The 23841-nt window shown below is 72.7% G+C and carries 22 protein-coding genes, 1 tRNA gene and 1 other RNA gene; 12 read left to right on the top strand and 12 right to left on the bottom strand.

The genetic code is table 11. The annotated features are described in order from the left end of the window. Nucleotides 1-34: 34 nt before the first annotated feature. Genes DSM26151_RS03825 through DSM26151_RS03815 form a run of 3 tightly spaced genes read right to left on the bottom strand, consistent with a single transcriptional unit; the run spans nt 35 to nt 3252 of the window. A complete protein-coding gene (locus DSM26151_RS03825) occupies nt 35-388 on the bottom strand; it encodes a nuclear transport factor 2 family protein (protein ID WP_234661104.1) in 354 nt (117 codons plus the stop codon). Nucleotides 389-420: 32 nt separating this feature from the next. Further along, nucleotides 421-1017 (bottom strand): recombination mediator RecR, encoded by a 597-nt coding sequence (gene recR, locus DSM26151_RS03820; RefSeq protein ID WP_234661103.1) that lies wholly within the window; start codon nt 1015-1017, stop codon nt 421-423. A 3-nt stretch (nt 1018-1020) separates the two neighbouring features. Next, entirely contained in the window at nt 1021-3252 is a 2232-nt protein-coding gene (locus DSM26151_RS03815) for a DNA polymerase III subunit gamma and tau (RefSeq protein ID WP_407651027.1), read from the bottom strand. 237 nt (nt 3253-3489) lie between these two features. On the opposite strand from DSM26151_RS03815, the gene DSM26151_RS03810 reads away from it, so the two are divergent. Further along, nucleotides 3490-3861, top strand: coding sequence for a TraR/DksA family transcriptional regulator (locus DSM26151_RS03810; RefSeq protein ID WP_234661101.1), 372 nt, complete (start codon nt 3490-3492; stop codon nt 3859-3861). Here DSM26151_RS03810 and DSM26151_RS03805 read toward each other — a convergent pair. Genes DSM26151_RS03805 through pta form a run of 4 tightly spaced genes read right to left on the bottom strand, consistent with a single transcriptional unit; the run spans nt 3791 to nt 9161 of the window. Beyond that, a complete protein-coding gene (locus tag DSM26151_RS03805; RefSeq protein WP_234661100.1) occupies nt 3791-5146 on the bottom strand; it encodes an MFS transporter in 1356 nt (451 codons plus the stop codon). The two genes, DSM26151_RS03810 and DSM26151_RS03805, sit on opposite strands and share 71 nt — an antisense overlap. After that, on the bottom strand, nt 5143-5742 hold the full coding sequence (locus DSM26151_RS03800; RefSeq protein ID WP_234661099.1) for an ArsR/SmtB family transcription factor: 600 nt from the start codon (nt 5740-5742) through the stop codon (nt 5143-5145). Before DSM26151_RS03800 ends, DSM26151_RS03805 begins: the two co-directional genes overlap by 4 nt. Before the next feature lie 60 nt (nt 5743-5802). After that, the gene (locus tag DSM26151_RS03795) at nt 5803-6996 is read right to left on the bottom strand and encodes an acetate/propionate family kinase (RefSeq protein WP_234661098.1); all 1194 of its coding nucleotides are present in this window, start codon (nt 6994-6996) and stop codon (nt 5803-5805) included. After that, nucleotides 6993-9161, bottom strand: coding sequence for a phosphate acetyltransferase (pta, locus tag DSM26151_RS03790; protein ID WP_234661097.1), 2169 nt, complete (start codon nt 9159-9161; stop codon nt 6993-6995). The genes DSM26151_RS03795 and pta overlap by 4 nt, the downstream gene beginning before the upstream one ends. A gap of 169 nt (nt 9162-9330) precedes the next feature. On the opposite strand from pta, the gene DSM26151_RS03785 reads away from it, so the two are divergent. From DSM26151_RS03785 to DSM26151_RS03755, 7 genes are all read left to right on the top strand, one after another. Then, nucleotides 9331-10680 (top strand): flavin-containing monooxygenase, encoded by a 1350-nt coding sequence (locus tag DSM26151_RS03785; protein ID WP_234661096.1) that lies wholly within the window; start codon nt 9331-9333, stop codon nt 10678-10680. Then, nucleotides 10677-11639, top strand: a complete 963-nt coding sequence (locus DSM26151_RS03780) for a bile acid:sodium symporter family protein (RefSeq protein WP_234661095.1) — start codon at nt 10677-10679, stop codon at nt 11637-11639. The genes DSM26151_RS03785 and DSM26151_RS03780 overlap by 4 nt, the downstream gene beginning before the upstream one ends. Further along, on the top strand, nt 11636-12595 hold the full coding sequence (locus DSM26151_RS03775) for an NAD-dependent epimerase/dehydratase family protein (RefSeq protein WP_234661094.1): 960 nt from the start codon (nt 11636-11638) through the stop codon (nt 12593-12595). Before DSM26151_RS03780 ends, DSM26151_RS03775 begins: the two co-directional genes overlap by 4 nt. A gap of 6 nt (nt 12596-12601) precedes the next feature. Next, an RNA gene (gene ffs / locus DSM26151_RS03770) (signal recognition particle sRNA small type) lies at nt 12602-12698 on the top strand. Continuing rightward, a tRNA-Ser gene (locus DSM26151_RS03765) sits at nt 12696-12783 on the top strand. Before ffs ends, DSM26151_RS03765 begins: the two co-directional genes overlap by 3 nt. Before the next feature lie 530 nt (nt 12784-13313). Next, the gene (locus tag DSM26151_RS03760; RefSeq protein ID WP_234661093.1) at nt 13314-13901 is read left to right on the top strand and encodes a hypothetical protein; all 588 of its coding nucleotides are present in this window, start codon (nt 13314-13316) and stop codon (nt 13899-13901) included. 228 nt (nt 13902-14129) lie between these two features. Then, nucleotides 14130-14618: a hypothetical protein gene (locus DSM26151_RS03755; protein ID WP_234661092.1), complete on the top strand. Its 489-nt coding sequence runs from the start codon at nt 14130-14132 to the stop codon at nt 14616-14618. Between the two features lie 17 nt (nt 14619-14635). On the opposite strand, the gene DSM26151_RS03750 is transcribed toward DSM26151_RS03755, so the two are convergent. Next, complete coding sequence (locus DSM26151_RS03750; protein ID WP_326491029.1) at nt 14636-15262, bottom strand: GNAT family N-acetyltransferase; 627 nt, start codon at nt 15260-15262, stop codon at nt 14636-14638. Beyond that, nucleotides 15259-17139, bottom strand: a complete 1881-nt coding sequence (locus DSM26151_RS03745; RefSeq protein ID WP_234661091.1) for a helicase HerA-like domain-containing protein — start codon at nt 17137-17139, stop codon at nt 15259-15261. The genes DSM26151_RS03750 and DSM26151_RS03745 overlap by 4 nt, the downstream gene beginning before the upstream one ends. Before the next feature lie 121 nt (nt 17140-17260). On the opposite strand from DSM26151_RS03745, the gene DSM26151_RS03740 reads away from it, so the two are divergent. Genes DSM26151_RS03740 through DSM26151_RS03725 form a run of 4 tightly spaced genes read left to right on the top strand, consistent with a single transcriptional unit; the run spans nt 17261 to nt 20082 of the window. After that, a complete protein-coding gene (locus DSM26151_RS03740) occupies nt 17261-18112 on the top strand; it encodes an aminoglycoside phosphotransferase family protein (RefSeq protein WP_234661090.1) in 852 nt (283 codons plus the stop codon). A 51-nt stretch (nt 18113-18163) separates the two neighbouring features. Next, on the top strand, nt 18164-18556 hold the full coding sequence (trxA, locus tag DSM26151_RS03735; RefSeq protein ID WP_234661089.1) for a thioredoxin: 393 nt from the start codon (nt 18164-18166) through the stop codon (nt 18554-18556). A gap of 45 nt (nt 18557-18601) precedes the next feature. Then, nucleotides 18602-19474 carry an endonuclease/exonuclease/phosphatase family protein gene (locus DSM26151_RS03730; protein ID WP_234661088.1) on the top strand — a complete coding sequence of 291 codons (873 nt, stop codon included), beginning with the start codon at nt 18602-18604 and terminating at the stop codon, nt 19472-19474. Further along, the gene (locus DSM26151_RS03725; RefSeq protein ID WP_234661087.1) at nt 19471-20082 is read left to right on the top strand and encodes a hypothetical protein; all 612 of its coding nucleotides are present in this window, start codon (nt 19471-19473) and stop codon (nt 20080-20082) included. The genes DSM26151_RS03730 and DSM26151_RS03725 overlap by 4 nt, the downstream gene beginning before the upstream one ends. On the opposite strand, the gene menC is transcribed toward DSM26151_RS03725, so the two are convergent. The 3 genes from menC to DSM26151_RS03710 form a co-directional block, all read right to left on the bottom strand. Then, nucleotides 20060-21367, bottom strand: coding sequence for an o-succinylbenzoate synthase (gene menC / locus DSM26151_RS03720; RefSeq protein WP_234661086.1), 1308 nt, complete (start codon nt 21365-21367; stop codon nt 20060-20062). The genes DSM26151_RS03725 and menC overlap by 23 nt on opposite strands. A 268-nt stretch (nt 21368-21635) precedes the next feature. After that, nucleotides 21636-22610 (bottom strand): hypothetical protein, encoded by a 975-nt coding sequence (locus tag DSM26151_RS03715; RefSeq protein ID WP_234661085.1) that lies wholly within the window; start codon nt 22608-22610, stop codon nt 21636-21638. Nucleotides 22611-22944: 334 nt separating this feature from the next. After that, nucleotides 22945-23808 carry a hypothetical protein gene (locus tag DSM26151_RS03710; protein ID WP_234661084.1) on the bottom strand — a complete coding sequence of 288 codons (864 nt, stop codon included), beginning with the start codon at nt 23806-23808 and terminating at the stop codon, nt 22945-22947. Nucleotides 23809-23841 lie beyond the last annotated feature (33 nt).

Raw genomic sequence — 23841 nt, 5'->3', positions numbered from 1 at the left:
GAGGCCGATGCCGGCCCAGCCATGTGACGGCGGGTCAGCGCTCGCGAGCCATGTACCACTCGGTGAAGCGTCGTGCGCGCCCGTCGGGCGCGAGCCGGATGATCCAGAGGTTGTCGTACAGCTTGGCCGCTGGGTAGTCGGTCCGGCCCTGGACGATGACGAGGTCGTCGTGTTCGTCGAGGATCTCCCACGTGAAGCGCCAGTCGCCGGGTTCGTCCGGGGCATCGAGCCAGCCGGCGACGATCGCGTCGCGCCCGGTGAGCGCTTCGGGGTCGGCGGGGCTGTACTCGTAGACGGCGTCGACGGTGAACAGCGCGGCGATGTCGTCGGCGTCGTTGGTCTCCCAGGCCTTCACGTAGCCCTCGACCCAGTCGGTTCCTGCGCTCATGGGCACCGTTCTATCCCGCGATGCGGGTTGCGTCAACCGACGACGCGGCGCCCTTCGAATGCGCGGCCGAGGGTGACCTCGTCGGCGTACTCGAGGTCGCCGCCGACGGGGAGGCCGGATGCGAGCCTGGTGACGCGGATCTCGAGGGTGGTGAGGAGCCGGCTGAGGTAGGTGGCGGTGGCTTCGCCTTCGAGGTTGGGGTCGGTGGCGATGATGACCTCGGTGACGGTGCCGTCGGCGAGTCGCTGCATGAGCTGGCGGATGCGCAGTTCGTCGGGGCCGATGCCGTCGATGGGGCTGATCGCGCCGCCGAGCACGTGGTACAGGCCGCGGAACTCTCGGGTGCGCTCGATGGCGACGACGTCCTTGGCCTCTTCGACGACGCAGATGACGCCGGCGTCGCGCCTGGGGTCGCGGCAGATGGAGCACGTCGACTGCTCGGCGACGTTGCCGCAGATCTCGCAGAACTTCACCTTGTCGCGCACCTCGGTGAGGATCTCGGCGAGCCGGGAGACGTCGAACTGCTCGGTCTGGACGATGTGGAACGCGATGCGCTGCGCCGACTTCGGCCCGATGCCGGGGAGTCGGCCGAGTTCGTCGATGAGTTCCTGGACGATGCCCTCGTACACGCGCTAGCCTCGCTCGCCGAATCGGGTGGCGGGCGCTTCGACCTCTTCGAGGAAGGTGGCGCCGAGCAGGTCGCGGACGACGGCTTCGCCGTAGCGCTGGATGCCGGGTGCGCTGCCGCGTCGCTCAGGAGCGGGCGGGGCGGTCGGGGCTGGCGCGGCTGCGGGCGCCGGCGGTGCCGCGGGCGGTTCGGGCGCGAAGTCGGGCTCGTCTTCGGGCGGCGGCGCGTCGGCGTCGTCGAGCGGCGGCACGTCGTCGAGGTCGGGTGCGGGCTTCGCCGCCGGGCGCTCGGCGAGTGCGGTGCGGGTCGACGTCGAAGCGGATGCCTCGGCGACGCCGGTCGCGCCCGCGTCGGCGTCGGGCGTGGGGATGGCGACGGTCGCCCAGGAGTCGACCGGGCCGCTCGGCGCCGACGGTGCGGGGGATGCCTGGGCGGCGGTCGGCGCCGAGGCCTGCGTGCCGGACGCTCCTCGTTCGGACGCGGGGTCGCCTGCGGCCTGTGCGGGGGACTGCGCGGCGGTCTGCGCGGCTGGGCGGCCGGTGCCGGGCGAGGCCGGGCCCGACGTGGTCGGTGCGGGCGGGTTCGCTCGTGCGCCGCCTCCCCCGCCGGGGTTGCCGCCGACGCGGCCGAGGAACTTCACGCGAACGCCGAGGACCTCCTCGATCGCCGCACGGAGCAGGTCGCCGACGGTCTGGCCGGGCGGGCCGGAGCGGAACCCGCTCATGTCGGATTCGCTGGGGAAGCCGAGCACGAGCACGTCGTCGTCGCGGTACTCGAGGATCTGCGCGCTGAGCGCGACCATCCAGGCGCTTCGCTTGGTGCGTTGGAGTGCGGTGAGCACGTCGGGCCAGGCTTCGCGCATGCGGCCGGCGGTCACGGGGCCGGCCGGGCGGGTCGGGTCGGGCTCGGTCGGGCCGGGCTCGGTCGGGCCGGGCTCGGTCGGGCCGGGCTCGGTCGGCGCGGCCACGACGGCGGGACCGGCGGCGGCGGCGGGGGCGGGGGCGCGTTCCGGAGCTGGCGCAGGCGGAGCCGCCGGGGCGGAAGCCGCCGGAGCCGCCGGGGCTGCCGCGGCGGGTGCGGCGGACGCGGTCCGGGTCGCCGCCCGGGGTGCTGCGATGCCGGCCTCGACGCGTCGTTCGAGGCGTTCGACGCGCGCGACCGCGCCGCGCTCGGTGTCGTCGGCCGCGGGCACGAGGACTCGCGCGAGCATGAGCTCGAGGTGGAGCCTGGGCGAGGTCGCGCCGGTCATGTCGGTGAGGGTCTGGTTGACGAGGTCGGCGACGCGCGAGAGCTCGGCCGGTCCGAAGGCGGCGGCCTGGGCCGACATCCGTTCGAGTTCTTCTCCGGGCACGCCGCGGAGGACGGCTGCGGCCGCCTGCGCGCTCGTCGCGGCGACGACGATGAGGTCGCGGAGCCGTTCGAGCAGGTCTTCGACGAATCGGCGCGGATCCTGGCCGGTCTGCATGACGCGGTCGACCGCGGCGAAGGCGCGGGCCGCGTCGGCGGCGCCGACGGCGTCGACGACCTCGTCGAGGAGGGTGCCGTGGGTGTAGCCGAGGAGCGCGACGGCGCGTTCGTAGCCGACGGTCGAGCCCTCGGATCCGGCGATGAGCTGGTCGAGCAGCGAGAGCGTGTCTCGCGGCGAGCCGCCGCCGGCGCGGACGACGAGGGCGAGCACGCCGGGTTCGACCGAGACCGCCTCTTCGTCGCACAGGCCCTGCACGTACTCGAGCATGGGCGCGGGCGGCACGAGCCGGAAGGGGTAGTGGTGGGTGCGCGAGCGGATGGTGCCGAGCACCTTGTCGGGCTCGGTCGTCGCGAAGATGAACTTCACGTGCTCGGGCGGCTCCTCGACGAGCTTGAGCAGCGCGTTGAACCCCTGCGGGGTGACCATGTGCGCCTCGTCGAGGATGAAGATCTTGTACCGGTCGCGAGCCGGCGCGAAGACGGCGCGCTCGCGCAGGTCGCGGGCGTCGTCGACGCCGTTGTGGCTCGCCGCGTCGATCTCGACGACGTCGAGCGAGCCGCCGCCCTTCCGCGAGAGCTCGACGCAGCTCGGGCACACCCCGCACGGGGTGTCGGTCGGCCCCTCGGCGCAGTTCAGGCACCGCGCGAGGATGCGCGCCGACGTCGTCTTGCCGCACCCGCGCGGACCGCTGAACAGGTAGGCGTGGTTGACCCGATCGGTGCGCAGTGCCGTCATGAGCGGCTCGGTGACCTGCGACTGCCCGATCATCTCGGCGAACGTCTCAGGCCGGTAGCGGCGATACAGGGCGGTGACCACGCGTCAATGGTAGTCGCGGGGTCCGACACCGCATCCAGCCGTGGTGCGCCCTCCGGGTGCGTGCATCCCGTCCGACGCCGGGCCGTTCGTCCCGGCGCCGCCGTGGGCGGTCGGGCATAGGATCGGGAGACCGCATCGGTGCGGCATCGTCATCCGCCCGTACCGGTGCCCGATGACGGAGGTGGTCGCGTGACCGGGGTCCGCACAGCCGAGCAGCTCGAACGGTTCAGGCAGCTCCTCCTCGCAGAGCGACGCGAGGCAGAGGAGCGCCTCGCCACGCAGAGCGAGAGCATCACCGCCGTCCGGGAAGCCAGGTCCGAGGTCTCCGTCGACGACGAGCACGACCCCGACGGTCCGACCATGAGCCAGGAGTGGTCGCAGCGCACCGCGGTCCTGCACGATGTCGAGCACGAGCTCGACGACATCGACCGCGCGCTCGCCCGCATCGACGACGGCACCTACGGCATCTGCGAGCGCTGCGGCAGCAAGATCACCGTCGCGCGCCTCGAGGCCCGCCCGACCGCGACGCTCTGCATCGACTGCGCCCGGCTGGTCCGCTGACGGCCGGCCCCAGGGCGCGCGCACCCGCGAGCCCGTCGAACGCGCGCAGCACGAGCGGACTCGCGCCCAGCACCGCGTAGAGCACCGCCGCTCCGGCAGCGACCGGTGCGAGCCCGAACGCATCAACCGCGACCCCGGCGATGAACGCACCGACCGGCATCGACGCGGCCACGCCCGAGGTCATCGCACCGAACACGCGCGCACGCATGCCGTCGGGCACCACGCCGTACAGCGCGGTCGAGATCATCGGGTTCAGCGCGCCCGCGGCGAGCCCCGAGACGCCCAGCACCGTGAAGAGCAGGCCGGCCGGGGCGTCGAGAGCGATCGCGACGTACGGCGGCGCGCCCGCGAGCACGAAGCACGTGGCGAACATGATCCGGCCCGACGCGCGGTGCCCGACGAGCCCGAACGCGCTCGACCCGATGAGGGCGCCCGCCGCGAACGTGCCGATCATGAATCCGAGGGCGGCCTGGTCGCCGAGCACCTCCGTCGCGTACACGGGCTTGAGCACCATGAGCCCCGCGGCGTCGATCGCGTTCGTCAGGGTCACGAGCAGGACGACGCCGAGTGCGAGCGGCGTTCGCATGATGAAGCGGATGCCGGCGACGAAGCCCGCGCTGCCGGCGGAGGCGAGTGCGGCCGGGTCGGCCGGGTCGGCGCCGTCGAGGGCCGCCGCGCGGCGCTTCGGCACGAGCAGCAGCACGAGCAGGGCCGACACGGCGAAGCCCGCGGCATCCACGACGAGGGCCGTCATCGGTCCGGCGATGGCGATGAGCACACCCGCCGTTCCGGCCCCGACCATGGTGGCCGTCCGCTGCACCGCCGACTGGGCGCCCGCTGCGCGGGCGAGCGGGGTCCTCGCGAGTTCGGCGAGGTCGGGCATGAGCACGGTCTTGGCCGTGTCGCCCGGCGCATCGAGCAGTCCGCCGAGGAAGACGAGCGCCAGCAGCACCCCGAAGTGCAGCAGCCCCACGGCGTCGAGGATCGGGATCGCGAGCACGGTCGCGCCGCTCGCGACATCCGCTGCGATGCTCGACGCCCGGTAGCCGAACCGGTCGACGAGCACGCCGCCGAGCGCGCCGCCGATGACGAGCGGGACGGTCGCGAAGATGCCGGCGACGCCGGCCGCGAGCGGCGACCCGGTCTGCTGCAGCACGATGAGCGGCACCGCGACGAGCGCGATCGCGTTGCCGCCGAGCGAGCAGAGCTGCGCGGCCAGGAGCGCGACGAGCGGAAGTCGCCGGCGTGCCGGCGCGTCGGAGTCGACCCGGACGCCGGCGCTCATGCCCCGCTCCGCGGGAAGGCGTGCGTGATCCAGCGCACCGTCCGGACCTCGCCGCCGGGTTCGCGGTCGCGCCCCCGACCCAGCCACTTGGCGTGGACGGCGGCGAGGTCGGCCGCGAGCTCGCGGAACTCCTCGATCGTGAGGTTCGCAGCGCCGTCGGACGAGTCGGATGCCGCGATCCACTCGGTCTCGAGGCTCGCCTCGGCGGCGAGCGCGGCCAGCAGTTCGGCCTGGTAGCTCTCGAGGACCGTTCGGCGCAGGGCGTCGGATGCCGCGTGCCGCGCCGGGTCGCCGAGCGCGTCGGCGGCATCCCAGCTCGTCCGCGCGTGCGCCGCGCGCCACCAGCGCTCGCGGCGGTCCCGTGCGAGTTCGGGCGCCTCCTCGATGAGGCCGTGCTTGGCGAGGGTGGCGACGTGGTAGCTCACCGCGCCGGGCGCTTCGCCGGTCGCCCGGGCGAGCGCCCCGACCGTCGCGGGCCCGTCGAGGCGCAGGATGCCGAGGATCCTCAGCCGCGCGGGGTGCGCGAGGGCCCGCATCGGGCCGGGGTCGCGCAGGTCGGCGCGAGAGTCGGCGGGCGGTCGCGACGGGTCGGTCATGCCCTCAGGATAGTTCCACAAGAACTCTTGCACAAGAGTTCTTGTGGGAGTGCCGTGGCGTCAGCGCGCGACGACCTCCAACGTCTGCCGCGCGATCTCGAACTCCTCGTCCGTCGGCACCACGAGCACCTCCACGCGCGAGGACCCAGCCGAGATCCGCCGCGCCGCGCGCGAACGCTCCGCGTTGCGCGCGGCATCCACCTCGACGCCGAAGCCCTCCAGTCCCGCGAGCACCAGCTCCCGCACGACCGCGGCGTTCTCGCCGACCCCGGCGGTGAACACGATCGCGTCGACCCGGCCGAGCTGCGCCGCATACGCCCCGACGTACGCGCGCACCCGATGCGCGTACACCTCGAGCGCGGTCGCGGCCCGCTCGTCGCCGGCCGCCGCGGCCACGGTCAGGTCGCGCATGTCGCCGTGCCCGCCGAGACCCAGGATGCCGCTGCGCCTGTTCAGCAGCGCATCGACGTCGTCGACGCCCATCCCGCCCCGGCGCAGCAGGTGCAGCACCACCGCCGGGTCGAGATCGCCCGTGCGCGTACCCATCACGAGCCCCTCGAGCGGGGTCATCCCCATGCTCGTCTCGACCGAGCGCCCGCCGTCGACCGCGCACGCCGACGCACCGTTGCCGAGATGCAGCACGATCTGCTTCAGCTCCTCGACCGGGCGCCCCAGGAACTCGGCCGCGGCACGCGAGACGTACCGGTGCGACGTGCCGTGGAACCCGTACCGGCGGATGCGATGCCGCTCGGCGACCTCGCGATCGAGCGCGTACAGGTATGCCGCCGGAGGCATGCTCTGGTGGAACGCCGTGTCGAACACGGCGACGTGCGGAACCGTCGGGAACGCGCGCTCGGCCGCGACGATGCCCGCCAGGTTCGCCGGATTGTGCAGCGGAGCCAGCACCGACAACTCGTCGATGTCGAGCTTCACGAGCTCGGTGATCACCGTCGGCTCGAAGAAGCGCGCCCCGCCCTGGACGACGCGGTGACCGACCGCGACCGGGGCGAACTCGGCCAGCGACGGCCCGTGCGCCTCGAACGCCCGCAGCATCCACGCGAACGCGTCGTGGTGGTCGCGCGCCTCGAACTCGTCGCGGATCGTCGACCCCGAGGCATCCGTGTGGGCCGCGGGCCCCGGGCCCGCACCGATGCGCTCGACCAGGCCCGACGCCAGCACGCTGCCCGCCTCGACGTCGACGAGGCGGTACTTCAGCGACGACGAACCCGAGTTGACGACGAGGACGACGCTCACGACGCCGCCTGGATGGCGGTGATCGCGACCGTGTTCACGATGTCCTGCACGAGCGCGCCGCGCGAGAGGTCGTTCACGGGCTTGTTCAGCCCCTGCAGCACCGGCCCGATCGCGACCGCACCCGCCGACCGCTGCACCGCCTTGTAGGTGTTGTTGCCCGTGTTCAGGTCGGGGAAGACGAACACCGTCGCCCGGCCCGCGACCGACGAACCGGGCAGCTTGGTCCGGGCGACCGCGGCATCCGCCGCCGCGTCGTACTGGATGGGCCCCTCGACCGGCAGCTCCGGCGCCCGCTCGCGCACCAGGTCGGTCGCACGCCGCACCTTGTCGACATCCGCTCCCGACCCGGACTCCCCCGTCGAGTACGACAGCATCGCCACCCGCGGCTCGATCCCGAACCGGCGCGCGGTCTCGGCCGACGAGATCGCGATGTCGGCCAGCTGCTCCGCCGTCGGGTCGGGCACGACCGCGCAGTCGCCGTAGACCAGCACCCGATCGGCCAGCGCCATCAGGAATACGCTCGAGACGACATCCACCCCCGGGCGGGTCTTGATCAGCTCGAAGGACGGCCGGATCGTGTGCGCCGTCGTGTGCATCGCGCCCGAGACCATGCCGTCGGCCAGGCCCAACTCGACCATCATGGTGCCGAAGTACGACACGTCCTGGACGGTGTCGCGCGCCTGCTCGAGCGTGACGCCCTTGTGCTCGCGGCGACGCCGGTACTCGTCGGCGAAGCGGTACACGAGCACCGGGTCGTGATTGGACAACACGCTCGCCCGCGAGATGTCCAGGCCCAGCCCGATCGCGCGCGAACGCACCTCGATCTCCTCGCCGAGGATCGTCAGCTCCGCGACATCGCGCGAGAGCAGCGTCGCCGCCGCCCGGAGCACCCGGTCGTCGTACCCCTCGGGCAGCACGATGTGCTTGCGCGCGGCGCGCGCCTGCGCCAGCAACCCGTACTCGAACATGAGCGGCGTCACCACGTCGGTGCGCGCCACCTCGAGCCGGTCGAGCAGCTCGACCCCGTCGACGTGCCGCTCGAACAGGGCGAGGGCCGTGTCGTGCTTGCGCTGCGACTCGGCCGCCAGCTTGCCGCGGATCTGCGTGATGGCCAGCGCCGCGTCGTAGCTGCTGAGCTGGGTGCGAATGATCGGCAGCCCCGACTTCAACCCCTCGATGAGCCGCTCGACCGTGTCGGACAGCGGCAGGCCGCCGTTCAGGACGATGCCGGCGACCGACGGGAACGTCGCCGAGGAGTGCGCCGTCAGCACGCCGAGCAGCACCTCGCTGCGATCGCCCGGCACGATGACGACCGCGCCGTCGGTCAGCCACTCCAGCACGTTCTCCATCGACATCGCCGCGATGACCACGCCGAGGGCCTCGCGCTCGAGCAGCTCCGGATCGCCCGAATGCAGCTCGCCGTCGACCGCGTGCATGAGCGAACGCATCGACGGCGCGACGAGGTACGCGTCCTCGGGGATCGCCCACGCCGCGACCGGTGCACGGCCCGCCGCCTCCGGCGCGCCGGCCGCGCCGTCCGCCGCGGCGAGCACGCCCGACGTCGCGGCGCGCATCGCCTCGATGATCTCGTCCAGGTGCTCCGGGTCGGCCCGGTTGGCCACGACCCCGAGCAGTGACGCGTGCTCGCGTTCGAGCTCCTCGACCGCGAGCTCGGCGACCTGCGCGAGTTCGCCCGGCGTGCGGGCGTCGGCGAACCCGAGCCGTTCCGTCCGGCCGCGCCCCTGCGTCACGCGACCTCCGATGACGAGCAGCACCGGGGCGCCCAGGTTCGCCGCGATGCGCGCGTTGACCGCGAGCTCGGTCGGGCTGCCGACGTCGGTGTAGTCGGAACCGATGACCACGACCACGTCGCACCGCGACTCGACGGCCTTGAACCGCCGCACGATCGTCGCGAGCGCGCCCTCGAGGTCGGCGTGCACGTCTTCGTAGGTGACGCCGATCGCATCGTCGTACGCGAGGTCGATCACGCCGTCGTGCGCGAGCAGCAGGTCGAGCACGTAGTCGCGCTCGAGCGTGGAGCGCGCGATCGGGCGGAAGACGCCGACCTTGGTCGCGCGCCGGCTCAGCGTGTCCAGCGTTCCGAGGGCCACCGTGGACTTGCCCGTGTTCCCCTCGGCGGAGCAGATGTAGATGCTGTGCGCCACGTCGCCAGCCTATCGACGCACCCCGCACGCGCGCTCAGCCCACGCTCAGCCCCCGCCCAGCGCGCATCCACCGGCGACGGGTACCGGAATCCCGTCGCCTATGCTGTCCTCACCCGAACCCCCATCGCGCCGGCTCCCCACCGGTGCCGAACCCCACCTGGAACCACCCGTGAACCCCATCGCCCTCATCGGAGCGGGCCCGTCGGGCCTCGCCGGAGCGCGCGCCCTCAGCCGCGCCGGCATCCCCTTCCGAGGTTTCGAGGCCGGACCCGACGTCGGCGGCCTCTGGAACATCGACAACCCGCGCTCGACCATGTACGAGTCGGCGCACCTGATCTCCTCGCGCACGACGACCGAGTTCGCCGAGTTCCCCATGGACTCGACCGCCGACTACCCCGGCCACCGCGAACTGCACCGCTACTTCCGCTCCTACGCCGACGCGTTCGGCCTGCGCGAGCACTTCCGGTTCGAGACGAAGGTCACGGGCATCGAACCCGTCGACGGCGACCCGAGCGGGGCGAGCGGATGGCGCGTCACCGCGACCGGCCCCGACGGCGTGTCGACGACCACCGAGCACCCGGCCGTCGTCCTCGCGAACGGCACGCTCGCCGAACCGAACGTGCCGAGCTTCCGCGGCGAGTTCACGGGTGAGCTCATGCACACGAGCGCCTACTCGTCGCCGAAGGTCTTCGAGGGCAAGCGGGTCCTGATCATCGGCGCCGGCAACTCCGGGTGCGACATCGCGGTCGACGCGGTGCACCACGCGGCATCCGTCGACCTGTCGGTGCGCCGCGGCTACTACTTCGTGCCCCGCTACCTCTTCGGCCGCCCGAGCGACACGCTCAACCAGGGCCGCCCGCTTCCGGCCCGCATCAAGCAGTTCGTCGACTCGCGCGTGCTGCGCGCGTTCACGGGCGACCCCGTGCGGTTCGGCTTCCCGAAGCCCGACTACAGGATCTACGAGTCGCACCCGATCGTGAACACGATGGTGCTGAACCACCTCGGCCAGGGCGACCTGCGCGTCGTGCCCGACATCGACCGGTTCGACGGGCGGAGCGTGCACTTCGCCGACGGCGCCTCGGGCGACTACGACCTCGTCATGCTCGCCACCGGGTACCGGCTCGACTACCCGTTCGTGGCACGCGAGCACCTGAACTGGACGGCAGCCTCGCCCGAGCTCTACCTCAACATCTTCCCGCCGTCGTTCAACGGCCTGTTCGTGCTCGGCATGATCGAGGCATCCGGCATCGGCTGGCAGGGCCGCTACGAGCAGGCCGAGCTCATCGCCGCATACCTCGCGGCCCAGCGCGACGACCCGGGCGCCGCGGCCGGGTTCCGGGCGGGCGCTGCCCGCCCCTGGCCCGACCTCACCGGCGGATACCGCTACCTCGGCCTGGACCGCATGTCGTACTACGTCAACAAGGACGCCTACCGGCGGACCATGAAGCGGATGCTGCGCGCCCTCCCCGCACCGAAGGCCCCCGCCCGGACCGCGACCCCCGCGGAGGTGCGCGCATGAACATCGACGACGTCGTCCTGAACTTCGCCCCGGGCTCGCTCATCGCCCTGAACGTCGTGCTCGGGCTCATCATGTTCGGCATCGCGCTCGACACGTCGCCGTCCGACTTCCGCGCGGTCGCGCGCGCGCCGAAGGCCATGCTCATCGCGCTCCTCGCGCAGATCGTGCTGCTGCCCGCCGTGACGTTCGGCCTGACCCTGCTGCTGAACGTGCAGGCGTCGATCGCGCTCGGCATGCTGCTCGTCGCGGCCTGCCCGCCCGGCAACATCTCGCAGGTGCTCACCTACCGCTCGGGCGGCAACGTCGCCCTGTCGGTGTCGATGACCGCGGTCGCGAACGTGATCTACATCTTCGTGCTGCCGCTCAGCATCGCCTTCTGGGGCAGCCTCCACCCCACGGCGTCCGAGCTCGTGCGCGCGGTCAGCCTCGACGGGTGGCAGATGCTGCTCGACATCTTCCTCATCATCGGCCTGCCGTTCCTCGTCGGCTTCGGCATCCGCGCGGCCTGGCCGCGCTTCGCGGCGCGCGTGCAGCCCACCATGCGGTGGGTGAGCCTCGCCGGCCTCGTCGGGTTCATCGTCGCCGCGCTCGCCGGCAACTGGGCGATCTTCATGGCCTACATCGGCGTGGTCCTGCTCGCCGTGTTCCTGCACGACGCCGTCGCGCTCGGCCTCGGCTACGCGAGTGCCCGCCTCGGCGGGCTCGGCGTGCGCGATCGCAAGGCGATCACGTTCGAGGTCGGCATCCGCAACGCCGGTCTCGGGCTGGGCCTGGTGTTCTCGTTCTTCGGCGGGATCGGCGGCATGGCGATCGTGGCCGGCTGGTGGGGCATCTGGGACATCATCGCGGGCCTGACCCTCGCGACCGTCTGGGCCAGGCGGACGAGGCGAGCGGATGCCGCGGCCGCGCGCACCGCGCCCGAGGCCGACCCGGCGCCCGAGGCGGAGGCGACCCCGTGAGGCGCGTCCTCGTCACCGGCGGCAGCGGATTCCTCGGGTCCAGCGCGGTCGCGGCCCTCGCGGTGCACCCCGACGTCGGACTCGTGGTCTCGGGCGATGTGCGCCCGCCCGCGGCATCCGTTCCCGACGGGGTGCTCACCGAGACCTGCGATGTGACGGATGCCGCGGCCGTGGCGTCGGTCGTCGCCCGGCACCGGATCGACACGATCGTGCACCTCGCCGCGATCGTGAACCCAGGTGGGCTCAGCGAGGAGCTCGAGTACCGCGTCGACGTCGACGGCACCCGCAACGTGCTCGACGCGGCCGTCGCGGGCGGCACCGCCCGGATCGTCGTCTCGTCGTCGGGCGCGGCGTACGGGTACCACCCGGACAACCCCGAGTGGCTCACCGAGGACGACGCGCTCCGCGGCAACGACGAGTTCAGCTACTCGCGCCACAAGCGTCTCGTCGAGGAGATGCTCGCCGAGTACCGAACCGCGCACCCGGAGCTCGGCCAGGTCGTGCTCCGCATCGGCACCATCCTCGGGCCGCGCGTGGCCAACCAGATCACGGCGCTCTGGGACGGACCGCGGATCCTGCGCATCGCCGGCTCCGACAGCCCGTTCGTGTTCGTCTGGGTCGACGACGTCGTCGGCGCGATCGTGCGCGGCGCGACCGGACCGGTCACGGGCGCGTTCAACGTGGCGGGCGACGGCCGGGTCACCGTGACCGAGATCGCCGACGCGGTCGGCACGCCGACCATCACCGTCCCGGCCGGCGTCCTCGCGGGAGTCCTGCGCGTCGCACGGGCGCTGCGACTGACCGTGCACGGCCCCGAACGCGTCGGATTCCTGCGCTACCGACCCGTGCTCGACAACACCCGGCTCAAGCGCGACCTGGGCTACACGCCCGCCCGGACCAGCCGCGAAGCACTCGAGGAGTACCTCGCGGTTCGACGGACGCGTTCGCTCGGGTAGACTGTCGGAGGCTCCTCACGTGGCGCCATCCAGGCCAACTCCCCCAGGGCGGAAACGCAGCAAGGGCAACCGGGCTCTGGCGGGTGCGTGAGGGGTCCCAGGAGGATTCGCCTAGTGGCCTATGGCGCACGCTTGGAAAGCGTGTTGGGTGAAAGCCCTCGGGGGTTCGAATCCCCCATCCTCCGCCACTGGAAGCGCTCGCCCGAAGGGTGGGCGCTTTCCTCGTCCACGCGTGCTCGAACCGCGGGTGGGGTTATAGGCAAGAAAGTGTGTTCGGGAACCTCCGGAACTTCGGTACCCGAGGGCCGGCACTTCGGTACCGGAGATCCGGTACTTCGATACCGGAGGTCCGGTACTTCGATACCGGAGGTCCGGTACTTCGATACCGGAGGATCGGTACTTCGATACCGGAGGATCGGTACTTCGATACCGGAGGATCGGTACTTCGATACCGGAGGATCGGTACTTCGATACCGGAGGATCGGTACCTCGACACAAGAGGGTCGGCACTTCGGTACCAGTGGGCCGGTGCTTCGGAACCCGGTTGCAGGACGGGACACGCCCACGCGGGCGGCGCGCATCGACGACCTCGGCGCCCGCCATTCGAGCGTTTCCGCCCCCGAACAGGTGTCGCCGCTCGTCCCGCGACGCGGGATGATGCCCCTGGCCCGAACTCCACGTCGGGGCGCCTCGCGTCACGACCGAAGGGAGTCCGCGCATGCGCACTCAGTCTCGCTCCACGATGCGTCGCCTGCTCGGCGCCGGTCTCGCCGCAGGCCTCGCGCTCTCGGTGCTCACGATCGCCCCGGCGAGCGCGAAGCCGATCGACCGCGGATCGTTCGTCGAGGAATTCTCGTTCGTCGTCGACGACTTCTGCGATGTCGATGGCCTCAGCATCCTCATCGAGGGGAGCTTCGAGGTCCGATTCATCGCCAACACCCGCAAGCCCGGCACCGCGCCGTACTTCGTCGGAAACGAACGGGTCGAGCAGTCGTACACGAACGAGTCCGGCGTCACCGTCACCGAGATCGTCACCACCCTCAACAAGGACCAGAAGATCACCGACAACGGCGATGGGACGCTCACCATCCTCGTGCTGGCGACGGGCGGTGCGACCGTGTACGGTCCGGACGGGAAAGCGATCGCCCGCAACCCGGGCCAGGTGCGTTGGGAGGTCCTGATCGATCACAACGGCACTCCCGGCGACCCCGAGGATGACGTGTTCCTCGAGGACCTGGGCGTCGTCAAGGGATCGACCGGGCGCACCGACGACTTCTGCGCGGCCGTCGTCCCCGTCCTGTCCTGACCGCCCTGTCCTCACCACACGGACCGGAAGCACGGGCGCGGGTCCGAGCGCAAGTCCCCCTTAATGCCGAATAGCGGCGCCGCCGGAATCGGAACATCATGGTGCTCGATGTCAGTGGCAACGGTGAGAACGGGATACGGGGACGCAGGGGACTCCCGCACCGGCCGGGCAGAGGGCCGGGGTCTCAGGGTGCACACCCTGAGACCCCGCCGTTCCCTGCCCCTGGCCATGGGGCTTCCGGCTCTGGCGCTCAGCGCGCCCGTCCTCGCAGCGCTCGCATGGGTCGTCGCGCCGATCGGCGCCACGGCCGCTGGACTGACCCTCGCGACGGCCGCGATGCTCACCATGCTCGGCGCGGCGGCCTGGGTCGCATACCAGCGCACCGAGATCATCGTCAGCTCCCACGGCATCGTCGAACGCGGGTTCCTCGGCCGGCTCACGAGCACGGCCCGCCGCGACATCGCGGCCGTGATCCGGCTCGAGACCTACCGGGGCGACAGCCTCGAGACGGCCCATCAGCTGTTCGCCGTCGACCACGACGGCAGGTGCATCCTGCGCATGCGCGGAGCGTTCTGGGATGAAGCGTCCCAAGCGCTCGTCGCCGACGCGCTCGACGTTCCCGAGGTCGTCCGGAACGAGCCCGTCACGACATCGGAGCTGCGCCGCTCCGACCCGGACCTGCTCTACTGGTTCGAGGGCCGCCGCCTCGGCGGCTGACATCCGCTCGCAGGCACTCAGGCCGTCGCGATGCCGTACCTCGGAGCATCCGCCGTGCTCGACGGCAACTCGTGGAAGCCGAGCCGCCCGTAGAACGCCCGCGCACCGATGTTGGCCGGGTCGACGCCGAGATGCACCGCGGGCACCTCGCGATCGGCCAGCGCCGCGCGGAACGTGTCGATGAGTCGCCGACCGACGCCCCGCCCCTGCAGTTCGGGCAGCAGGTCGATGTGCAGGTGCGCCGGGTGGTCGCCGAGTTCGGCGATCCGCATCCGTTCCGGATCGCCGCCGTCGGCGATCAGCTGGGCCTCGGTGTACGCCGGGCGGTGCACGGTCGGCTCCCCCGCGACCGGATGCCGCAGCCTGAAGCCCGGCGCCCACTCGCGCGCGTACCAGGTGATGAACGCCGCCGTGTCGGCCACGCCGAGCACGTACCCCGCGACCCGTCCGTCGAGCTCGGCCACGAACGCGAGATCGGGCGCGTACTCGAGGTAGGGCAGCGCGTAGACCTCGGGCATGAGCGTGTCGTCGCGGTAGAGGCCGGTCGCGTCGCCGCCCGCGGCGGCGGTGCGCAGGCACACGGATGCCACGGCATCGCGATCCGCCGGGCGGTAGCCGCGGATCAGCGGCGGCACATCGGTCACTTCCGCTTCGCCATCCCGAACAGGCCCGTGAGGACCTCGCCGATCACCTTCTGCGTGGTCCTGGATCCGAGCACCTGCTCGAGCGGCGACTTCGGCGACCGCGATCCCGACCGCGATCCCGACCGGGAGCGCGACGAACCCGAGGTCTGCTTCATGAGGCGGTCGTACTCGGCCTGCGCCCTGCGCCGGGACTTCTCCTCCTCGGCGCGGATCTTCGCCTGCATCTTCTCGTACTCGGCGTCGGCCTCCGCCTTCGCCGCGGCGGCCTCCTCGGCCTCGACCTTCGCCGCGGCATCCGCCATGCGCGCGGTCAGGAGTTCGTGCGCGGACTCCCGGTCGATCGGGGCTCCGTACTCGGCCATGAGCGGGGATGCCGCGACGGCCGCGTCGATCGCGGCATCCGCACTCGGCGCCATCGACGCCTGCGGCGCACGCAGCCGCGTCCACGCGACGGGGCTCGGCGCGCCCTTCTCGTTCATGACGGTCACGATCGCCTCGCCGGTGCCGAGCACGGTGAGCGTCTCCTCGAGGTCGTACCCGGACTTCGGGTAGGTCGACACCGTCGCGCGCAGCGCCTTGGCGTCGTCGGGCGTGAACGCGCGCAGCTGGTGCTGCACGCGCGAACCGAGCTGGGCGAGCACGTCGGCGGGCACGTCCTTCGGCGTCTGCGTGACGAAGAACACGCCGACGCCCTTCGAGCGGATGAGCCGCACGGTCTGCACCACCTGCGACAGGAACTCGTCCGATGCGTCCTTGAACAGCAGGTGGGCCTCGTCGAAGAAGAAGACCAGCTTGGGCCGGTCGAGGTCGCCGACCTCGGGCAGGCCCGCGTACAGGTCGGCGAGGAGCCACATCAGGAAGGTCGAGTACAGCGCAGGCTTGTCGGCGACGCCCGGCACCTCGAGCAGGCTGATGATGCCGCGCCCGTCGTCCGCGGTGCGCAGGAACACGTCGGTGTCGATCTCGGGTTCGCCGAAGAACGCGTCGGCGCCCTGGTCGGCGAACGCGATGAGCTCGCGCAGGATCACGCCGACGGTCGCCTTGGAGAGCCCGCCCAGCCCGGCCAGCTCGGCCTTGCCGTCGTCGCCGACGAGGTACGCGAGCACGGTGCGCAGGTCGTCGAGGTCGAGCAGTGCGAGCCCGTTCTTGTTCGCGTAGTGGAAGACGAGCCCCAGGCTGGACTCCTGCGTCTCGTTCAGCCCGAGCACCTTGCTGAGCAGCAGCGGGCCGAACCCCGAGATCGTCGCGCGGATCGGAACGCCCCGGCCGACGCCGCCCAGCGAGAAGAACTCCGTCGGGAAGCTCGCGGCCTCCCACGCCTGACCGATTCCGTCGGTGCGATTCAGGAGCTTCTCGCTGCTCGCGCCGGGGGTCGCGACGCCCGACAGGTCGCCCTTGATGTCGGCCGCGAACACCGCGACGCCGCTCGCGGCGAGCTGCTCGGCGAGCACCTGCAGCGTGCGCGTCTTGCCGGTGCCCGTCGCACCGGCGACCAGCCCGTGGCGGTTGGTCATCGCGATCGGGATCCGCACGGGGACCCCGGGCAGCGCCTCGCCGTTGACGAGTGCTCCCATCTCGAGGGCCGCACCCTCGAACGCGTACCCGGCGCGGATCCGCTCGACCTCGTCCGCGTCGAGCGGGCCGTCGGCGGCCTGCGCCCGGGCAGCGGATGCCTGCGGGGCGACCGCCGCGTCGGGCGTCGACTCAGCGGCGCCCGTCGCCGTGGCATCCGTCGCCGCGTCGGCCGCGGCCCGGGCGAGCGCCGCCGCCTCCTCGGCCCTGCGGATCGCCTCCGCGGCCTGCGCCTGCAGCGCCGCCGCCGCTGCCGCCGCGGCCTCGGCCGCCTCCCTCGCCTGCTGGACCGCATCGTCGGACATGCGCCGATCCTAACGGCGCCCCGCCGCGCGCGTGCGGGTTCCGTGCCGCATCGCGGCACGATACTGGGCGGATGGATGCGACCCGACCGCCCTGCCCGTCCCGGTCGCGCGCCGGGCTCGCGTGAGCGATCTCGGCCCGGTGGATCCGGGGCACGCGCGCGAGGCCGCATGGCTGACGAGGTGGCGCCTGCGGCCGGACGGCGACGCGTGGACCACGCACTCGAGCCGGCTCGTGCCGGTGCTCACGGCCGACGGCACGCCCGCGATGTTCAACCTCGCGCACGAGACCGAGGAGGCGCGCGGCGCCGCCCTGCTGGTCGCCCTCGACGGGCACGGAGCCGCGCGCGTGCTGCGGCGCGAGCGACGCGCGCTCCTGCTCGAACGGGCCGCCGGGCAGCGCGACCTCGTGCGCGCCGTGCGGGCCGGCGACGACGACGACGCCACGCGCACCCTGTGCGCGGTCGCGGACACGCTGCACGCCCGGACGGACCGCGTGCTCGAGCGGCTCGCGGCATCCGACCTCGTCCCGCTCGAGACGTGGTTCGGGCAACTGTTCGCCCAGGCCGACGGTCTCGGCCCGCTGCACCGTGCTGGTGCGGATCTCGCGCGCCGGCTGCTCGACGAGCGGCGCACGCCGGTGATCCTGCACGGCGACCTGCATCACGGGAACGTGCTCGACTTCGGCGAGCGCGGGTGGCTCGCGATCGATCCGAAGGGGCTTCTCGGCGACGCCGAGTTCGACGTGTGCAACGTGCTGTGCAACCCGTCGCACGAGCGTGCGCTCGTTCCCGGACGGCTGGCGCGGCAGTTCGAGGTCGTCGTGGGGGCCACGGGGTTCGCGCCGAGACGGCTGCGGGACTGGCTGATCGCGTGGTCGGCGCTGTCGTCGACGTGGTTCGAACTCGACGAGCGCCCCGAGCGCGCGGCCTCCGCCGCACGGATCGGCGAGGTCGCGGCGGGGCTCGCGGTCTGAGCCACCTGGCGCATGGATACCCCTAGGGTATCCTCTGGTAGACTCCCGCGCATGGCTTCCGTGAACATCACCCACGACACCATCGAGTCGACCGTCAAGGACAACGACATCGTGCTCCTCGACTTCTGGGCCGAGTGGTGCGGGCCGTGCCGCATGTTCGGCCCCATCTTCGAGACGGCCTCCGAGAAGAACGCCGACATCGTGTTCGGCAAGGTCGACACCGAGGCCGAGCAGGCCCTCGCCGCGGGCTTCCGCATCACCTCGATCCCGACCCTCATGGTCTTCCGCGAGGGCATCATCGTCTTCGCACAGCCCGGTGCGCTGAACGGCGCCCAGCTCGACCAGGTCATCGAGGGCACGCGCAACCTCGACATGGACGACGTGCGCCGCCAGCTCGCCGAGCAGCAGGCCGCAGCCGCGCAGGGCGCCGCGCCGCAGGCATAGCGCGCCGCCGCCCCACCCGCCGCGCCCGGGCGTACGCTGGGGCCCATGACGACGGAGGCGCCGCTCATCGGACCGGCACGGGCGCCCGACCTGCACGTGATGTCGTTCAACATCAGGCGGCGGATGCCGTTCTCGCGCGCCGGCGGACCCGACCGATGGGCCGAACGCGCCCCGCTCGTCCGTGCCCTGCTCGACGCCGAACGACCCACCGTCCTCGCCGTGCAGGAAGCGCTCGCCGGCCAGGCCGGCGCCGTGTCCGAGGGACTCGGCCCGACCTACCGGCGCCTCGGGGTCGGCCGCGAACCCGGCGGGCGCGGCGAAGGCGCCCCGATCTTCTACGACGCCGAACGACTCGAACTGACCGGATGGCGACAGCGCGCCCTCTCCGCGACGCCCGACGTGCACGGCTCCCGAACCGCGTCATGGGGCAACCTCACCCGACGCAGCGTGATCACCGCCGGGTTCGTCGACCGCGAGACCGGCTTCCGCATCCACGTGTTCAACACCCACCTCGACCACATCTCGCCCCGCGCGCGGATCAACTCTGCGACCTACCTCGCCCGGCTCGCCGCCGACCTGCGCCTCGAGGAGCCCGACGCCGCGATCGTCGTCACGGGCGACTTCAACGCCGACGAGCGCTCGGCCGTGCACGGGCGGCTGACGGGCGACGGCCCGTTCCTGGACGCCTGGGACCTCGCCGACGAACACCTCACGCCCGCCTGGCGCACCTACTCGGGCTACCGGCGCCGGCGCCTCGGCCGGCGCATCGACCACATCCTCGTCGCCGGACCGGTGCGCGTCGCCCGCGCGGGCGTGAACGCCGTGCGCTTCGCCGGCCGCGCGGCATCCGACCACGACCCGGTCCAGGCGCTCCTGCGGCCCGCGACCGCACCACCGACGGAAGGGGCCGCGCGATGAGCACCGTCTGGACCGGCCTGCGGCGGCGTGCCGCGAGTCCCGCCGCGATCGCCGCCGACCTCGTCAGGCTCGTCGCGGTCGTCTGCATCCCGATCGCGGGATTCGGGTGGGAGCCGATCGACGCCCTCAGCCTCACCGTCGTCACGGCGAGCATGCTCGTCCCGCGACTGATGAACGTGCGCGCGGGCCTCGACCTCGCGTACTGCGTCGTCGCGCTCGTCGCGGCCTGGAGCGCCGTGCTCGACCTGTACAAGACGGTCGACTGGTGGGACATCCCCATGCACTTCCTGCTCAACGGCCTCGTCGCCGCCGTGTGCGTGCTGATCCTCGTGCGGACCCGCGTCATCGCCGACCCCGCCGACGCGCCGCGCCCCGTGCTCGCCGCGGTCATGGTCACCGCGGGCGCAGGCCTCTCGCTCGCGGTCGGCTGGGAGGTGTTCGAGTGGGCCGCGAAGACCTGGATCGACCCCACCATGCACGTCGGCTACACCGATACCATCGGCGACTTCGTGTTCGGCTTCCTCGGGTCGGTCACCGCAGGGCTCGCCTACCCGGCGTTCGCCATGCGCCCCCACGACGCGGAGGTCACCCGGTCGCGCTCAGCGTGACCGGCGGGTGCGCGGCCCATGCCCGCACGAGGTCCTCGCGCACCTCGACACCCGTGCCCGCGGCATCCGGAACCCGCAGCTGGCCCCGATGCTCGCCCGATCCGAGCACGAACGGCTCGGTCAGGTCCTCCGCGAAGTAGCGCGCCGACGCCGACGTGTCGCCCGGCAGCACGAACCCCGGAAGCGCCGCGATCGCGACGTTCGCCGCGCGCCCGACGCCCGTCTCGAGCATCCCGCCGCACCACACCGGCACGTCGCGTGCGCGGCACGCATCGTGCACCCGCAACGCCTCGAGGTACCCGCCCATTCGCCCCGGCTTGACGTTCACGATGCTCGTCGCACCGCGCTCGATCGCGTCGACGGCGGTCGTGGCATCCACGATCGACTCGTCGAGGCACACCGGGGTCGCCGCGACCTGCGCGAGCCGCACGTGCGTCGCGAGGTCCTCCTCGGCGAACGGCTGCTCGATCAGCAGCAGGTCGAACGGGTCCAGGCTCGCCAGCAACGGGATGTCGTCGGCCGTGTAGGCCGTGTTCGCGTCGACCTGCAGCATCGCGGCCGGTCCGATGAGCTCGCGGACCGCCGCGACCGGCACGAGGTCCCACCCGGGCTTGATCTTCAGCTTGATGCGCCGATAGCCCTCCTCGACGTACCCGGCGACCTCGTCGAGCAGTTCCTCGACGCTCGACGCGATGCCGACGGAGACGCCGCAGTCGACCCACTCGCGCACCGCACCGAAGCACTCGCCCATCGAACGCCCCTGCGCGCGCAGCTCCGCATCGAGGACTGCGGCCTCGAGCGCGGCCTTGGCCATGCGGTGCCCCGCGACGAACGCGAGCGTCGGCGCGACGGATGCCGCGAGCGGCACGCTCGCGATCGACGCCGCCGCACCCGTGCGCGGCCCGGTCACGGCATCCGCCCGCTGCTCTCGATCGTCGACCCAGACGCCCGCCGACCCGTGCGCGGCATCCTCGATGAGCACGCCGCTCACGTGCCCGTCGTCGACGACCCGCGGTGCGGGGGCCCGCAGCAGCGCGGGCGCCAGGTACCGCTCGATGACGGATGCCGCCCCGTCGACGTATTCACCCGAGTAGAACGGGTCGCGACCGGCGACGCACTCCGCCCACCCGTCGCCGCGATCGGTGCGCACGCGCACCAGCAGCACCTCGCGCCCGACCTCGCGGCCGAACGACGTCTCGAACGGGCGCACGAGCGGAACCTCGAGCCGGTGCAGCTCGACCGCCTCGATCACCGGTGCACGCACCGGCCGCGTCTGCTCGGTCATCGTCGCTCCCTCCGCCGCCTCCCCTCAGTCTGGCACCCGCCCCCTCCCCCCTCCTCTCCCTCCTCACCCTTCACCCTCACTGATTCAGGACGATCGGGCCGACACGCGGGTGGAAACGCCGCGACACGCGGCATCCGCCCCCGATCGTCCTGAATCGCTGGGAGGTGGGATATGGGCGGGGAGCGGTGTGAGGGGTCGGAAGTGGAGGTGGGAGAGGTGGAGGGGGAAGTGGGAAGTGGGAGGTGGGAGGTGGAGGCGGGGGGCGGGCTCATCGGCTCGGCCAACCGTCGAGGCCGCGAAGGCGGCTCGCGTCCGCGACCGTCCGCTCCACCGCGGCCAGGACGAGCGGCCAATCCTCGAGCACCTGCGCCGCCGACGGTCGCACGAGCGGCATCCCGAACGACTGCGCGACCAGGGTCCGCCCGCGATCGGCCTCGAAGCTCTCGCGCGAGGCATGGTGGCGCCATCCGTCGGCCTCGTACAGCACGCACCCGTCGATCACCCCGTCGAACGGGCCGTGCGGGCCGAGGCCGACCTGCGACTCGACCCGATGCCCCCGCGCGACGAGCCGCCGCGCGAACAGCGACTCCACACCCGACCCGACCCGCCCGCTCAGCTCGTCGACGACGAGTCCGAGCCGCGCCGGAGCGAGCGCCACGATGCGTTCGACGTCGCTGCGCGGCATCCCGCGTTCGGCGACCATCGAATCGACCGCCGCCTGCGCATGCTCGGTCGGGAGGCACCGAACCGCCTGGGCGAGCGCGGCCGACGGCGAGCAGATCCAGTCGAGGGCGGCGTGCGCATCCGGGTCGTCGAGCCAGTGGGTCGTCGGTGCGACGCTGCGGTCGCCCGGGCGGATGCCGCGGCGGCGGTCGTCAGGCGTGCGCGGATGCCACACCGACGGCACCTCTCGGCCGGTCGATGCACCGGGACTGCCCGGTGCACCAGGGCTGCCGAGCCGCGATGCGTTCGTCGGGACGTGCAGGTGCACCGGCCCGGCCGGACCCGACCACACGCCGAACCGCTGCAGGGCGGTGGCGCAGCCGAGCTTCGCATGCACGCGCACCGCGACGAGCTGTTCGGCATCCGCCCTCCGCGAGGCGTACCACCCGGGCCTGACCCGGATGACGGCACCTCGTCTCGCCGCCGCCCTGACCTCGTCATCGGCGAGCCCGAAGGACCGCAGGGTCGAGAGGTGCGCGACCTCGCCCAGGACGCGCAGCACGGTGTCGATGCGGGACATCACCCGAGGGTGGCGGCGCGGCCGACCGCATCTGCCGGTCGGCTCTGGCCCGGTGCGGTGGGGATGTCCCGGCCCGGGTGTGGAGGGACGGTGCCGCTCGCGGCATCCGCTCGGTTTGCGCCCTGCTCGGCTTCCGCATGCTCGGCTTCCGCCCGCTCAGGATGAGCCGGCCTCCTACCGGCGTGTCTGTGCCCGACACGCCGGAACGAGGCGCGATCGTCCTGAATCGCGTTTGGGCCGGGCGGATGCCGCGGGGCGTGTGTTGCCCCGGGCCGAGCGGATGCCGCGGGGCGGGTGTTGCCCGCGGGCGGGCGCGGCGGGCGGCCGGCCCGCGTCAGGGCTCGCGGTCGGGGTCGTCGGCGGTGAAGACGTAGTCGCCCGCGGCATCCAGCTCGGGGCGGAGACCGTCGGCGAGCGCGGCGAAGGCCTCACGCGAAGCGGCGCGGAGCGCTCCGGCCGTCTCGGGGTCCGCGCCGCGCACCGCCTCGAAGTCGGCCACGAGCGGCAGGCCGCCGTGGGCGTGCCACGCCGGTTGCGGCATCCGCTCGAGGGCCCGGACGACCCGCGGGGAGGTGAGCCGCCACCGCACCTCGAAGCGGTCGCTCCGGTCTCCGCCCGAGATCGCGTCGCGCAGCTCGCCGTAGAAGTCGGGCAGGTACGCCGCCACCTCGGCACCGAGCCGGCGGAGGTTCATGCGGGCGTTGCGGCGGATGAGCGGGTCGTACGTCCAGCGCACCTCCTCGATGCCGTGCTCGAGGCAGATCGCCCGCTGGCGGAGCTTCAGCGCGACCCCGATGCCACGGCCGCGCACCGCCGGATCGACCGCGTTCATGTGCGAATGCACGTGCAGGCCGCCCTCCCAGCCGAGGAAGCCGAGGAGCGCGCCGAGCGCCGGCGCGGCCGGGGCGGGCGCGGCCGGCGCGAGGGCGGGGGCGGCCGGCGCGGGGGCGTGAGCGGATGCCGCGCCTGAGCCCGCAGCCGCGCCCGGGGCATCCGCGAGCAGCACGGTGCTTCCCGCGTGCGCGACCGCGGTCAACCACGCGAGGTCGACGGTGTGCCCCGTGCCCCACGTCGCATCGAACCTGGCGAGCACCGCCGCGAGGTCACCGGGCTCGGCGGAACGCGTACGAACCCCGGCCCGACGATCCTCCTCGTCGGCGAGCGCGTGGGCACGGGCGATCGTCGCGGCATCCGTCATGCCGGGACCATACCGCGCGCCCAGCGCTCGCGC

This window comes from Agromyces marinus, from assembly GCF_021442325.1.
Taxonomy (GTDB): Bacteria; Actinomycetota; Actinomycetes; order Actinomycetales; family Microbacteriaceae; genus Agromyces; species Agromyces marinus.
Note: the sequence above shows the minus strand (reverse complement) of the source record. Positions and strands in the feature narration are given on the sequence as shown.

Bases quoted from the DNA above. Each gene is read 5' to 3' on its own strand.
- DSM26151_RS03815 (WP_407651027.1), bottom strand. From the start codon at position 3,252: ATGATCGGGCAGTCGCAGGTCACCGAGCCGCTCATGACGGCACTGCGC.
- DSM26151_RS03755 (WP_234661092.1), top strand. From the start codon at position 14,130: ATGGGGCTTCCGGCTCTGGCGCTCAGCGCGCCCGTCCTCGCAGCGCTC.
- trxA (WP_234661089.1), top strand. From the start codon at position 18,164: ATGGCTTCCGTGAACATCACCCACGACACCATCGAGTCGACCGTCAAG.
- DSM26151_RS03800 (WP_234661099.1), bottom strand. From the start codon at position 5,742: ATGACCGACCCGTCGCGACCGCCCGCCGACTCTCGCGCCGACCTGCGC.
- menC (WP_234661086.1), bottom strand. From the start codon at position 21,367: ATGACCGAGCAGACGCGGCCGGTGCGTGCACCGGTGATCGAGGCGGTC.
- DSM26151_RS03780 (WP_234661095.1), top strand. From the start codon at position 10,677: ATGAACATCGACGACGTCGTCCTGAACTTCGCCCCGGGCTCGCTCATC.
- DSM26151_RS03825 (WP_234661104.1), bottom strand. From the start codon at position 388: ATGAGCGCAGGAACCGACTGGGTCGAGGGCTACGTGAAGGCCTGGGAG.
- DSM26151_RS03715 (WP_234661085.1), bottom strand. From the start codon at position 22,610: ATGTCCCGCATCGACACCGTGCTGCGCGTCCTGGGCGAGGTCGCGCAC.
- DSM26151_RS03745 (WP_234661091.1), bottom strand. From the start codon at position 17,139: ATGTCCGACGATGCGGTCCAGCAGGCGAGGGAGGCGGCCGAGGCCGCG.
- DSM26151_RS03760 (WP_234661093.1), top strand. From the start codon at position 13,314: ATGCGCACTCAGTCTCGCTCCACGATGCGTCGCCTGCTCGGCGCCGGT.
- DSM26151_RS03710 (WP_234661084.1), bottom strand. From the start codon at position 23,808: ATGACGGATGCCGCGACGATCGCCCGTGCCCACGCGCTCGCCGACGAG.
- DSM26151_RS03805 (WP_234661100.1), bottom strand. From the start codon at position 5,146: ATGAGCGCCGGCGTCCGGGTCGACTCCGACGCGCCGGCACGCCGGCGA.
- DSM26151_RS03730 (WP_234661088.1), top strand. From the start codon at position 18,602: ATGACGACGGAGGCGCCGCTCATCGGACCGGCACGGGCGCCCGACCTG.
- DSM26151_RS03725 (WP_234661087.1), top strand. From the start codon at position 19,471: ATGAGCACCGTCTGGACCGGCCTGCGGCGGCGTGCCGCGAGTCCCGCC.